At 62.5% G+C, this 11,858-nt stretch carries 11 protein-coding genes and 1 riboswitch; of the genes, 7 read left to right on the forward strand and 4 right to left on the reverse strand.

The genetic code is table 11. The annotated features are described in order from the left end of the window. Positions 1 to 105 precede the first annotated feature (105 nt). The 5 genes from AC04SI_RS00645 to AC04SI_RS00665 all read left to right on the forward strand — a co-directional run bounded on the left by AC04SI_RS00645 (position 106) and on the right by AC04SI_RS00665 (position 6,674). Positions 106 to 1,461, forward strand: a complete 1,356-nt coding sequence (locus AC04SI_RS00645) for an ABC transporter substrate-binding protein (protein ID WP_404274844.1) — start codon at positions 106 to 108, stop codon at positions 1,459 to 1,461. 233 nt (positions 1,462 to 1,694) lie between these two features. Continuing rightward, on the forward strand, positions 1,695 to 2,708 hold the full coding sequence (locus AC04SI_RS00650) for a carbohydrate ABC transporter permease (RefSeq protein ID WP_120011867.1): 1,014 nt from the start codon (positions 1,695 to 1,697) through the stop codon (positions 2,706 to 2,708). A 1-nt stretch (position 2,709) separates the two neighbouring features. Beyond that, entirely contained in the window at positions 2,710 to 3,864 is a 1,155-nt protein-coding gene (locus tag AC04SI_RS00655) for a carbohydrate ABC transporter permease (protein ID WP_404274845.1), read from the forward strand. A 5-nt stretch (positions 3,865 to 3,869) separates the two neighbouring features. Further along, a complete protein-coding gene (gene bglA / locus AC04SI_RS00660) occupies positions 3,870 to 5,534 on the forward strand; it encodes a beta-galactosidase BglA (RefSeq protein ID WP_488473787.1) in 1,665 nt (554 codons plus the stop codon). Between the two features lie 27 nt (positions 5,535 to 5,561). Continuing rightward, a complete protein-coding gene (locus AC04SI_RS00665) occupies positions 5,562 to 6,674 on the forward strand; it encodes an ABC transporter ATP-binding protein (RefSeq protein WP_404274848.1) in 1,113 nt (370 codons plus the stop codon). A gap of 79 nt (positions 6,675 to 6,753) precedes the next feature. On the opposite strand, the gene AC04SI_RS00670 is transcribed toward AC04SI_RS00665, so the two are convergent. Then, positions 6,754 to 6,993 (reverse strand): DUF680 domain-containing protein, encoded by a 240-nt coding sequence (locus AC04SI_RS00670; RefSeq protein ID WP_404274850.1) that lies wholly within the window; start codon positions 6,991 to 6,993, stop codon positions 6,754 to 6,756. Between the two features lie 77 nt (positions 6,994 to 7,070). After that, complete coding sequence (locus AC04SI_RS00675) at positions 7,071 to 7,277, reverse strand: DUF680 domain-containing protein (protein WP_404274851.1); 207 nt, start codon at positions 7,275 to 7,277, stop codon at positions 7,071 to 7,073. A 515-nt stretch (positions 7,278 to 7,792) separates the two neighbouring features. Continuing rightward, positions 7,793 to 7,994, forward strand: a riboswitch (cobalamin riboswitch). A gap of 114 nt (positions 7,995 to 8,108) precedes the next feature. Here AC04SI_RS00675 and AC04SI_RS00680 point away from each other — a divergent pair. Both AC04SI_RS00680 and AC04SI_RS00685 read left to right on the forward strand, forming a co-directional pair. Next, positions 8,109 to 9,356 carry an aromatic ring-hydroxylating oxygenase subunit alpha gene (locus tag AC04SI_RS00680; RefSeq protein WP_404274853.1) on the forward strand — a complete coding sequence of 416 codons (1,248 nt, stop codon included), beginning with the start codon at positions 8,109 to 8,111 and terminating at the stop codon, positions 9,354 to 9,356. A gap of 19 nt (positions 9,357 to 9,375) precedes the next feature. After that, positions 9,376 to 10,476, forward strand: a complete 1,101-nt coding sequence (locus AC04SI_RS00685) for an FAD-binding oxidoreductase (protein WP_488473889.1) — start codon at positions 9,376 to 9,378, stop codon at positions 10,474 to 10,476. Between the two features lie 11 nt (positions 10,477 to 10,487). On the opposite strand, the gene AC04SI_RS00690 is transcribed toward AC04SI_RS00685, so the two are convergent. Both AC04SI_RS00690 and AC04SI_RS00695 read right to left on the reverse strand, forming a co-directional pair. Further along, on the reverse strand, positions 10,488 to 11,234 hold the full coding sequence (locus AC04SI_RS00690; protein WP_404274855.1) for a ferredoxin reductase: 747 nt from the start codon (positions 11,232 to 11,234) through the stop codon (positions 10,488 to 10,490). Continuing rightward, a complete protein-coding gene (locus AC04SI_RS00695) occupies positions 11,231 to 11,842 on the reverse strand; it encodes a sulfite oxidase-like oxidoreductase (RefSeq protein ID WP_404274857.1) in 612 nt (203 codons plus the stop codon). The genes AC04SI_RS00690 and AC04SI_RS00695 overlap by 4 nt, the downstream gene beginning before the upstream one ends. Between the last annotated feature and the right edge of the window lie 16 nt (positions 11,843 to 11,858).

Consider the following 11,858-nt stretch of genomic DNA (forward strand, 5'->3'; position numbering starts at 1 on the left):
CTTCGAAAGGTTGCGGTTCCTTTCTGACTGAGTCACAGTCCTGCGGCGTCGGCGGGCGGAATGGAGGTTCCGTCCGGGTGTTCATGACCACTGGGAGGAATAGCGATGAAGAAAATGCTTCTGCTGGGCGCTGCGTTCGCAACGCTTGCCCTGAGCCTGCCGGCGCAAGCCGAACTGAAGTTCAAGCCGGGCGAGGACCCGCGCTTCAACTGGGCGAATTACGAAGAGCTGAAGAAGGTCGATCTCAAGGGTGAGACGCTGACCATTTTTGGGCCGTGGCGCGGCGAGGACGAGGGCCTTATCCGCACCGTTCTCGAATATTTCCAGGACGCCACCGGCGTCGAGATCAAATACTCCTCGTCCGAGAATTACGAACAGCAGATCGTCATCGACACCCAGGCCGGCAGCCCGCCCAACATCGCCGTGCTGCCGCAGCCCGGCCTGATCCAGGACCTGGCGTCCAAGGGCCTTCTGACGCCGCTCGGCGACGACACCGCCAAATGGGTCAAGGACAATTACGGCGCCGGCCAATCATGGGTCGACCTCGGCACATTCAAGGACAAGGACGGCAAGCCCGGCTTCTTCGCCTTCCCCTACAAGGCCGACGTGAAATCGCTGGTCTGGTACTCGCCGGACAATTTCGAGGAAGCCGGCTACAAGGTGCCGAAGACGCAGGAAGAACTGGCCGAGCTTGAGAAGAAGATCATCGCCGACGGCGGCACGCCCTGGTGCATCGGGCTCGGCTCCGGCGGCGCCACCGGCTGGCCGGCGACCGACTGGGTCGAGGACATCATGCTGCGTACCCAGCCCCCGGAGACCTACGACAAGTGGGTGAAGAACGAGATCCCGTTCAACGATCCGGCGGTCGTCAACGCCATCGACATTTTTGGCAAGATCGCGACCGACGACAAGATGGTCGACGGCGGCGCCAAGGCGGTTGCCGCGACCGACTTCCGCGACAGCCCGAAGGGCCTCTTCGCGGTGCCGCCGAAATGCTATTTGCACCACCAGGCATCGTTCATCCCGACCTTCTTCCCTGAGGGCACCAAGGTGGGACAGGACGCCGACTTCTTCTACTTCCCGCCCTATGCCTCCAAGCCTGAGCTCGGCACCCCGGTTCTCGGTGCCGGCACGCTGGCCATGATCACGAAAGATAGCAAGAGTGCCCGCGCGTTCATCGAATTCCTGAAGATGCCGCTGGCGCATGAGATCTGGATGGCCCAGGGCGGCTTTGTGACGCCGTTCAAGTCGGTCAACAAGGAAGCCTATGCCAGCGACGCACTGAGGAAGCAGGGCGAGATCCTGGCCAACGCCTCGACCTTCCGCTTCGACGGCTCCGACCTGATGCCGGGCAAGATCGGCGCCGGTTCCTTCTGGACCGGCATGATCGACCTGGTTGGCGGCAAGTCGGCCCAGGATGTCGCCACCGACATCCAGAAGAGCTGGGACGCCATCAAGTAAACCGCCGATCGCAGGCTTATCCGTCCTGACAGGATCCGGGCCGCGATGGCCCGGGTCCCACCGTCGGCCCGACTGCAGCGTTTTTCGTGAAGCATAGAGTTCCGGCATGAAGCGTGGCCTGCCGCGGCGACTACCCGCCTGGCACCTGCTCGCGCTTCACAACTGAATCGGCTCGTGATCCCGTCGCCAAGCTTTTTCTCGATTGGCGGATCATGCGCAGGGGAGAGGGACCCATGGCGGCTCAGATCTTTTCGGCCATATTCGTCATCATCGTCGGCGTCGGCGGCTGCGTCGCCTATTTCTGGGGCGCCAACAAGCTTGTGGACATTATTTTCCCGTCGCGCGGCGTCCAGGGTGCGGCAGCCATCGACAATCTGCGCCGGCAAGGAATGATCCGCCCCTGGCTGTTCGTCGGCCCGGCCATGATCATCCTCACCATCTATCTGATCTATCCGGTGGTCGAGACGCTGCGGCTCTCCTTCCTCGATCGCGGCGGCGGCAATTTCGTCGGCTTCGCCAACTACGAATGGGCGTTCGGCGACCGCGAGTTCCGCAACTCTATCCTCAACAATATCGTCTGGCTGGCGGTGGTGCCGGCCGCCTGCACCTTCCTCGGGCTGATCATTGCCGTGCTCACCGACAAGATCTGGTGGGGCACGATCGCCAAGAGCCTGATCTTCCTGCCGCTTGCGATCTCCTTCGTCGGCGCCAGCGTGATCTGGAAATTCATCTACGAGTATCGCGGCGAGGGCCAGACGCAGATCGGCCTGCTCAACGCCATCATCCAGTATTTCGGCGGTCAGCCGCAGGTCTGGATATCGCTGCCGTTCTGGAACAATTTTTTCCTGATGATCATCCTGATCTGGATCCAGACCGGCTTTGCCATGGTCATCCTGTCTTCCGCCCTGCGCGGCATTCCGGAGGAGACGCTGGAAGCCGCTGTCATCGACGGCGCCAACCCGTTCCAGATATTCTGGAAGATCATGGTGCCGCAGATCTGGGGCACCATCGCCGTTGTCTGGACCACGATCACCATCCTGGTGCTGAAGGTGTTCGACATCGTGCTGACGATGACCAACGGCCAGTGGAACAGCCAGGTTCTGGCCAATCTGATGTTCGACTGGATGTTCCGCGGCGGCGGTGACTTCGGCCGCGGCGCCACCATCGCCATCATCATCATGATCGCGGTCATTCCGATCATGGTCTGGAACATCCGCCAGGCCAACAAAGAGACGGGAGGGCACTGAGATGGCCGTCGCAACCGGAAAGTCGTTTGCCAGCCGCTTCGGCGTCCATATCGCGGTGCTCATCTTCGTGGCGATCTGGACCGTGCCGACGCTCGGCATTCTCGTCTCGTCGCTGCGCGACAAGGACCAGATCATCGCCTCCGGCTGGTGGAATTCATTCGCCAGTTCCAGTCAGACCGAAGCCGGCCGATTGCCGCCGGCCTCGGCGCAGGTCGAAAAGGACGGCAAGTTCGTCCTCCAAGGTAACATCTTCGGCGATGGCGCTGCCCGCAACATCAGCGCCTTCGGCGTCAAGTCGGCCGCGCCGACACAGTATCCGGCCGGCACGACTGCCGATCTCGGCGACGGCGTGACCTTGCAGCTCAACGCCGACGGGACGTTCGTCATGCAGTCGCCAAAAGCGTTCGAGGGCGATCGCGGCCAGCGCGTCTACTACGCCTCGTCGGCGCCGCCGAAATTCACCACCGACAACTACCAGACAGTGCTGTTCTCTGAAGGCATCGGCCGCTCCTTCATGAACTCGCTGACCGTCACCATTCCGGCGACTGTCATCCCGATCCTGATCGCGGCCTTCGCGGCTTACGCGCTCGCCTGGATGCGCTTTCCAGGCCGTGCGCTGCTGATCGCCGTCATCATCGGCCTGCTGGTCGTGCCGCTGCAGATGTCGCTGATCCCGCTCCTAAAACTCTACAACGGCGTCGGCACTTTCTTCGGCGTGCCTTCGAAAACCTATCTCGGCATCTGGCTGGCGCATACCGGCTTCGGCCTGCCCTTCGCCATCTATCTGCTCAGGAGCTACATTGCCGGCCTGCCGCGCGAGATCATGGAATCGGCGCGCATCGACGGCGCCAGCGATTTCGAGATCTTCGTCAAGATCGTGCTGCCGCTGTCGTTCCCGGTGCTCGCCTCGTTCGCCATCTTCCAATTCCTTTGGGTATGGAACGATCTCCTGGTGGCGATGGTTTTCCTCGGTACCGAGGGGGATCAGATCGTGCTGACCGCCAAGCTCAATGCGCTGCTCGGCTCGCGCGGCGGCGACTGGGAGATCCTGACGACATCGGCGTTCGTGACCATTATCGTGCCGCTGATCGTGTTCTTCTCGCTGCAGCGCTATTTCGTACGCGGGCTGCTTGCCGGCTCGGTGAAAGGAGGTTGAGAGTAATGCAATCGGCTTTGAAGGTGACATCCAGACCGGACCCCGCCGTCGATCGTGACTGGTGGCGGGGCGCGGTGATCTACCAGATCTATCCGCGTTCCTATCAGGACTCCAACAGCGACGGCATCGGCGACCTGAAAGGCATTGTCCAACGGCTGCTCTACATCGCATCGCTCGGCGTTGACGCCATCTGGATCTCGCCCTTCTTCAAGTCGCCGATGAAGGATTTCGGCTACGACGTGTCGGACTATTGCGACGTCGACCCGATGTTCGGCACGCTGGCCGATTTCGACGCCTTAACGGCGGAAGCGCACCGGCTGGGCCTCAAGGTGATGATCGACGAGGTTCTGTCGCACACCGCCGACATCCATCCGTGGTTCAAGGAAAGCCGCTCGAGCCGCGCCAATGCGAAGGCCGACTGGTATGTCTGGGCCGATGCAAAACCCGACGGCACGCCGCCCAACAACTGGCTGTCGATCTTCGGCGGTTCGGCCTGGCAGTGGGACACCAGCCGCCAGCAATATTACCTGCACAATTTCCTGGCCGAACAGCCCGATCTCAACTTCCACAACACGGAAGTCCAGGACGCGCTGCTCGACATCACCCGCTTCTGGCTGGAACGTGGCGTCGACGGTTTCCGCCTCGACACCATCAATTTCTACTTCCACAGTCAGGGGCTGGAAAACAACCCGCCGCTGCCGCCGGAAGAGCGCAACGACCAGACGGCGCCTGCCGTGAACCCCTACAATTACCAGGATCATCTCTACGACAAGAGCCGCCCCGAAAACCTCGGTTTTCTGGAACGCTTCCGCGCCCTGCTCGACGAGTATCCGGCACAGGCCGCGGTCGGCGAAGTCGGCGATTCGCAGCGAGGGCTGGAAGTGGTGGCGGCCTACACCGCCGGCGGCAAGCGCGTGCATATGTGCTATTCGTTCGACTTCCTGGCGCCGGAGAAGATCAGCGCCGCCAAGGTACGTTCGGTTCTGGAAGCCTTCGGCAAGGTCGCCAGCGATGGCTGGTCATGCTGGGCCTTCTCCAACCACGACGTGATGCGGCCGGCCTCGCGCTGGGCCGCCGGCGAAGCCGATCCGACCGCCTATCTCAAAGTCATCTCGGCGCTGCTGATGTCGCTGCGCGGCTCGGTCTGCATCTATCAGGGCGAGGAACTCGGCCTCGGCGAGGCGGAGCTTCAGTTCGAGGACCTGCAGGACCCGTACGGCATCCGCTTCTGGCCAGAGTTCAAGGGCCGCGATGGCTGCCGCACGCCGATGGTATGGGATGCCGCTGCCAGGAATGGCGGCTTCTCGACCGCAAAACCCTGGCTGCCGGTGCCCGACAAGCATCTGTCGCAAGCCGTCAACGTGCAGCAGGGCGACGCCAACTCGCTGCTCGAGCACTACCGGCGCTTTCTCGCTTTCCGCCGCCAGCATCCGGCGCTGGCCAAGGGTGACATTACCTTCATCGAAAGCGAGGGCGACACCGTCGCCTTCAACCGCCGCGAGGGCAACGAGCAGGTCGTCTGCGTCTTCAATTTGGGCAGCAAGCCGGCCGAGGTCGCCCTCGGCGGCCAGGCGCTGCAGCCCTTGCCGGGGCACGGCTTTTCAGGACAGTCTGGCACAGGCTCGGTCCGCCTCGGCGGTTACGGCGCCTGGTTCGGGCGTATCGATTAATTTGCAGGGAACCACTGGGAGGAAATCATGGCCGATGTCACGCTGAGACAGGTGAAGAAATCATACGGCAATCTGCACATTCTCCACGGCATCGACCTCGACATAAAGTCGGGCGAGTTCATCGTCTTCGTCGGCCCTTCGGGTTGCGGCAAGTCAACCTTGCTGAGGTCCATCGCCGGGCTCGAGGAGATTACCTCCGGTGAGCTCAAGATTGCCGGTGAGGTGGTGAACGACGTGCCGCCGTCGAAGCGCGGCATCGCCATGGTGTTCCAGTCCTATGCGCTCTACCCGCACATGACGGTCTACGACAACATGGCCTTCTCGATGAAGATCGGCAAGGAAAGCAAGGCTGAGATCGACAAGCGCGTGCGGCAGGCGGCCGAGATCCTGCAGCTGACCAAATATCTCGACCGTCTGCCCAAGGCGATGTCGGGCGGCCAGCGCCAGCGCGTCGCTATCGGCCGCGCCATCGTGCGCAATCCGAAAGTGTTCCTGTTCGACGAACCGCTGTCGAACCTCGATGCGGCACTGCGCGTCGCCACCCGCATCGAGATCGCCAAGCTGAAGGAATCGATGCCGAATACGACGATGATCTACGTCACCCACGACCAGGTCGAGGCGATGACGTTGGCGGACCGCATTGTCGTACTCAAGGAAGGCCATATCGAGCAGGTCGGCACGCCGATGGAGCTCTACAAGCGACCGGGCAATCTGTTCGTCGCCCAGTTCATCGGCTCACCGGCGATGAACATCCTGCCGGCGACGGTCGACAAGACCGGCACCCCGACCGTCGTCAGCCATGTCGGTGGCCGCAAGGCAACGGTGCCGATCGCCACGCCGGCGTCGGCGAAGGGTGCTGCGGTCAGCTTCGGCGTGCGGCCTGAGGATCTGGTGATTGCTACCGGCGCGGACTATCTGTTCGAGGGAACGGTGGACTATGTCGAGCAACTCGGCGAGGTCCAGCTCGTCTATGTCGATATCGGCCGCGCCGACCTGCCGCTGGTGACCAAGATGCCGGGCAATGTCGAGGTCAAGCGCGGGGCGACACTGCGGCTGAGCGCGGACGCCGGCGACCTGCATATCTTCGACGCGGACGGCCACTCCTTCTCGCTCCACGCGCCGGAAGTGAAGGCGGCCTAACGTCAGGCCATTCGGCATCGCATAAAAACAAGAGCGGCGGGCCAGGCCCGCCGCTCTTGTTTGCTAGCAACTTCGGCGGTTAGCGATTGCCGAAGAGGTTGCGGTCGCTGCCCTGGGGCGCTGACTTTTGCACGTCGCCCGACGAATTCAGCAGCTTGTAGACCGGCGACTCGGTGTTGCGCACCGACGAGGTCTGCGTGGTGTCGATGTTGGCGGTCGTCTGCTTGTTGACGGCACTCGAACCAACACTGTCGTTATTGGCATAGGCGCTGCCAGCGGCGATCAGAAGCGCGGCGGCGGTAAGGACAATCTTCTTCATTTTGGGCACTCCTGGATTTCAGATCCCGGAGCGGCGGACTTGACCGCCGCTCTGCGTCTCGTCTTGGGATCGACTGTTTAGTTGTTGCCGAAAAGGTTGCGGTCGCTGCCCTGAACGACGGGCTGGTTGTCGGCATGGGCCGGCTTCTGGATCGAAGCGGTATGCGAGCTGTCGACTGCGGCGGCAGGCTGGTTCGCACCGTTGGAACCATAATTGTCGCTACCAGCGAAGGCGCTGCCGGAAATGGCCAGAAGGGCGGCGGCAGTGAGAACAATCTTTTTCATTTTTTATACTCCAGTATTTTCAGTTTTTTCGTCCGTCTAGCGGCGTGTCTTGGGAAGAAAATCGCGTCGTTCGGACAGCCCCGATGTGGGAAAGCCAGGTGGCGGTTTCCAATCACGAAGTTGTTTCGCTTGGACCATGACTCTGCATCTTGAAATTGTACCAGAGCCTACTACCACCAAGCTTTTTATCAACTTTATCAATTGGTTATCAAAAAGCCACCTATGCATCACCAACAGTGTCGGAGTGCCAGCGTTCACACCGTCCTGCACGCACCGTCAACAGAAACGAACCGTTCGGTTCGATTTCAGAATCCTCTAATAGTCACTTTTTGATACTATTAACCCTTTCGACGCCGGCTAACTCCCGATCGGCTGGCGATTCGTGACGGGCGCCAAGTGCGGCAAAAGCGGGAGATCGGCCTTCCCTAGGAGATGGGCTGCGGTATTCACATTCCGTGTCGCGCCCGCATGGATACGATGTCGCTTTCATGCCGCCACCGAACCGGCCGTCGTGATTAGATCATGGCATCTCAGGTGCCGCTTGGTGACGACGAAGCGGAGAATTGGGAAGCCGGTCAAAACCCGGCGCTGCCCCCGCAACGGTGGTGGAGTTCAAGTCGCAACGGGAGACCACTGGGCCACAAGCCTGGGAAGGTGTCGCGACCGTCCGCAAGGACACTCCAGAGCCCGGAAACCAGCCCGAGATTTCTAGACTCGACTGATCGCGGTGGGCGGTCAAGAGGTGGATGGTGCATGTCCGGCCTGGCGCCGGGTTGCCGCTAATCTTTCCTCCATCACCACCAGTTCAGTCCTTGAACACGAGGACAGGACATGGATGCGCGCAACGACATGCTGAGGCTGCTGCACAGCCGCAAGCAGGGCTACTCGCTGGAACAGCCCTTTTACACCGACGCCGATTTCTTCAAGCTCGACATGGAACTGATCTGGTATCGCGACTGGCTGTTCATAGGCCATGACTGCGAACTGCCGAAGCCCGGCAGCTTCATCACCGCCCAGATCGGCGACTATCCGGTCGTGCTGGTGCGCGACCAGCAAGGCAAGATCAACGCCTTCCACAATTCCTGTCGCCATCGCGGCAGCCGCGTCTGCAACACCGAGAAAGGCACCGCTGCCAAGCTCGTCTGCCCCTATCACCAGTGGACCTACGAACTCGACGGCCGGCTCCTGTTCGCCCGGCAGATGGCCGATGGTTTCGACAAGAGCCAGTTCAGCCTGAAGCCGGTCGCTTGCGAAAGCGTCGGCGGCTACATCTTCATCTGCCTGGCAAAAGAGCCCGCCGACTTCGCGCCGATGCGCGCCATGATCGAGCCCTATCTGCTGCCGCACCGACTGCGCGAGGCGAAGGTCGCCTTCGAATCGACCATCGTCGAAAAGGGCAACTGGAAGCTCGTCTGGGAAAACAACCGCGAGTGCTATCACTGCGCCGGCAACCACCCCGAACTCTGCAAGACCTTCCCGGAAGCGCCGACGGTGACCGGTGTGCAGGGCGCCGACAGCGACCCCGAAATGCTGGCGCACTGGGCGAAATGCGAGGCGGCGGGCCTCCCTAGCAAGTTCCGCATCGACCCGGCCGGACAATATCGCGCCACCCGCGCGCCGCTGCTGCGCGATGCCGTCAGCTATACGATGAACGGCAAGCGGGCAGTGACGAAGAACCTGTCCGACACAGTCTCGGCCGACCGGATCGGCACCTTGATGCACTATCACTACCCGACGACATGGAACCACATTCTCATCGACCACGCGGTGACCTTCCGCGTGCTGCCGATCAGCGCCACGGAGACCGCGGTGACGACGAAGTGGCTGGTCCACAAGGATGCGGTCGAAGGCGTCGACTACAACCTCGAAGAACTCACGCATGTCTGGACCGAAACCAACGATCAGGACCGCCGCATTGTCGAGGAAAATGCCTTCGGCATCCTGTCGCCGGCTTATGAGCCCGGCCCCTATTCGGAACTGCATGAGGGCGGCGTCATCCAGTTCGTCGAATGGTACGCGGCCTTCATCGGCCCGCGCCTTGCCGAAGGCGGCCGGCCGGCGCTGCGCAGCGTCGCCTGAGGGGTGGGGGATGAACGCGATGACCGACCTCGGGCTTTACCGCCACCTCGACGAGATGGCGCCCTGGAACGACAGGCTGCAGGTGTTGGAGGTGATCGGCGTCGCCGACGAGGCGCCCGACGTCAAGACCTTCACCTTCCGCTCCGACAACCAGACCTGGTTCCGCTACAAGCCGGGCCAGTTCGTGACGCTGGAACTGCCAACCGCCGGCGGCCCGCTGATGCGCACCTACACGCTGTCGTCGTCGCCGTCGCGGCCGTTTTCGATCGCGGTGACGGTGAAGGCGCAGGCCGGCAGCCTCGGCACGCGCTGGATGTTCGATCATCTGAAGCCAGGCACCCACGTCAAGGCCTATGGACCGGTGGGCGACTTTTCGCTGCACAGCCATCCGGCGGCGAAATACCTGTTCATCTCGGCCGGCTCCGGCGTCACGCCGATGATGTCGATGCTGCGCTGGCTGAACGACTGCGCGCCATGGACCGATGTCGGCTTCGTCAACTGCGCCCGGCGGCCGGAAGAGATCATCTTCCGCAAGGAACTCGAATTGCTGGGCAGCCGCATGCCCGGCCTGTCGCTCGGCTTCATGATCGAGGAACGGTCGAGCCGTGAAGGCTGGTTCGGCCATATGGGCCGTATCGATGCCATCCGCTTGCCACTGCTGGCGCCCGACTTTCGTGAGCGAGAGATCTTCTGCTGCGGCCCGGATCCGTTCATGCGCGCGGTGCGCGGCATGCTTGAAGCCTCGGGCTTCGACATGGCCAGATACCACCAGGAAAGCTTCGCCGCTCCCGCGGTCGAGGAACTACCGGCGCCGTTTGCCGTCCCGGCGGACGGCGGCACCGGAGTGCCTGTCGAAGCCGTGACCCCGATCCGCTTCGCGCTTTCGGATGTCGACGCCGAATGCGTTGCAGGGCAGACCGTGCTGCAGACGGCGCGCGCCTCGGGCGTCAGGATCCCCGCGGCCTGCGAATTCGGCCTGTGCGGAACCTGCAAGGTCAAGAAGGTCTCGGGCGACGTCGAGATGAGCCACAATGGCGGCATTCTCGATCACGAGATCGACGACGGCTTTATCCTGGCCTGCTGCTCGAAGCCGCTGTCGGCGCTCGAAATCGAGGCCTGAAGCGTAGCGGTTCAAACGCCGTAGCGCTCGGTACGGATGAGGCCGGGCGGGACTTCGGCATCGATCAAGGCCTGGGCGGCGGCTGACACGAAGGCGTTCGAGCCGCAGACGAAAGCAAGCCTCGGCGGCTCGGGCAGCCGCGCCATGGATTGCATCATCATCTGGACGTCTATCCGCCGCGAATAGTCCTCGGGGCGCCGTGCGGCCTCGCGCGTCAGCGTCAGCACAAGGTCGAACCCGTCGCGACGGTTGTCGAGGCCGATCAGCTCGTCGCGAAAAATCACCTCATCCCAGACCCGCGCCGAAAACACCAGCGCGACCGGCACCGAAGATTTCCGCGCCACTCGGTGGCGCACCATCGCCATCAGCGGCACCACGCCGGAGCCGCCTCCGACCAAAAGCAGCGGCTCGCCATCGCTGTCGGACCAGACGAAATGGCCGCCGAGCGGACCACGCAACTCGATCTCGTCACCGACCACGGCCACCTCGTGGAAGAAGGGCGAGACCTCGCCATCGTCGAGCCGCTCGATCGCCAGCTCGATAGTCCCGCCACTCTCGGGCGCCGAGGCGATGGAATAGGAACGGCGCGCCTGGTAGCCATCCGGCGCCGTCAGCCGGACATCGACATGCTGTCCGGCCTGATGGACGAAAGGCCGCGACAGCTTGAAGACAAAACTGGTGACGCGCGGCGTGCGCTTTTCGATGCGAATGATCTTCGCCGTCTGCCAGGGCGATTGCGCCGCCGCTGCCTCGCTCATGGGTCGCCGGAGTAGCGCTGCTCGCGCCACGGGTCGCCATAGATGTGATAGCCGCGCAATTCCCAAAAGCCCGGCTCGTCGCGTTCGGTGAACTGCAGCCCGTTCAGCCATTTGGCCGACTTCCAGAAATAGAGATGCGGCACCAGGAGCCGCGCCGGCCCGCCATGGTCCGGCGTGATCGGCTTGCCCTCATAAAGCAGCGCCACCATCGCCTTGCCGGCGACAAGGTCCTTCACCGGCACATTGGTGGCGTAGCCGTCGAACGAATGCGCCAGTGTGAAGGAGGTCGGCGACCCAATGCCGGCATCCGCGAGGATGTCGTCGATCAGCACGCCTTGCCATGCCGTGTCGAACTTGGTCCACGCGGTCACGCAATGGATGTCGCGCGTCATCCGGGTCAGCGGCAGCGCATTGAACTCGGCCCAGCTCCACTTCTTGATCGGCCGCGGTCCGTGCTTGAGCGTGAACGACCAGTCCTCGGTGCGCAAGCGCGGCGTCGGTCCGGCCGACAGCACGGGAAAACCTTGCTCGAGATACTGTCCGGGCGGGATGCGGGCGTCCGTATCCGTCGGGGGCCTTCGCCCGGAAGAGAAGCCGCGGGTAACCATTGGGACAATCCGTTTG

The organism is Mesorhizobium sp. CNPSo 4689 (genome assembly GCF_057784325.1).

Bases quoted from the DNA above. Each gene is read 5' to 3' on its own strand.
- AC04SI_RS00645 (WP_404274844.1), top strand. From the start codon at position 106: ATGAAGAAAATGCTTCTGCTGGGCGCTGCGTTCGCAACGCTTGCCCTG.
- AC04SI_RS00650 (WP_120011867.1), top strand. From the start codon at position 1,695: ATGGCGGCTCAGATCTTTTCGGCCATATTCGTCATCATCGTCGGCGTC.
- AC04SI_RS00655 (WP_404274845.1), top strand. From the start codon at position 2,710: ATGGCCGTCGCAACCGGAAAGTCGTTTGCCAGCCGCTTCGGCGTCCAT.
- bglA (WP_488473787.1), top strand. From the start codon at position 3,870: ATGCAATCGGCTTTGAAGGTGACATCCAGACCGGACCCCGCCGTCGAT.
- AC04SI_RS00665 (WP_404274848.1), top strand. From the start codon at position 5,562: ATGGCCGATGTCACGCTGAGACAGGTGAAGAAATCATACGGCAATCTG.
- AC04SI_RS00670 (WP_404274850.1), bottom strand. From the start codon at position 6,993: ATGAAGAAGATTGTCCTTACCGCCGCCGCGCTTCTGATCGCCGCTGGC.
- AC04SI_RS00675 (WP_404274851.1), bottom strand. From the start codon at position 7,277: ATGAAAAAGATTGTTCTCACTGCCGCCGCCCTTCTGGCCATTTCCGGC.
- AC04SI_RS00680 (WP_404274853.1), top strand. From the start codon at position 8,109: ATGGATGCGCGCAACGACATGCTGAGGCTGCTGCACAGCCGCAAGCAG.
- AC04SI_RS00685 (WP_488473889.1), top strand. From the start codon at position 9,376: ATGACCGACCTCGGGCTTTACCGCCACCTCGACGAGATGGCGCCCTGG.
- AC04SI_RS00690 (WP_404274855.1), bottom strand. From the start codon at position 11,234: ATGAGCGAGGCAGCGGCGGCGCAATCGCCCTGGCAGACGGCGAAGATC.
- AC04SI_RS00695 (WP_404274857.1), bottom strand. From the start codon at position 11,842: ATGGTTACCCGCGGCTTCTCTTCCGGGCGAAGGCCCCCGACGGATACG.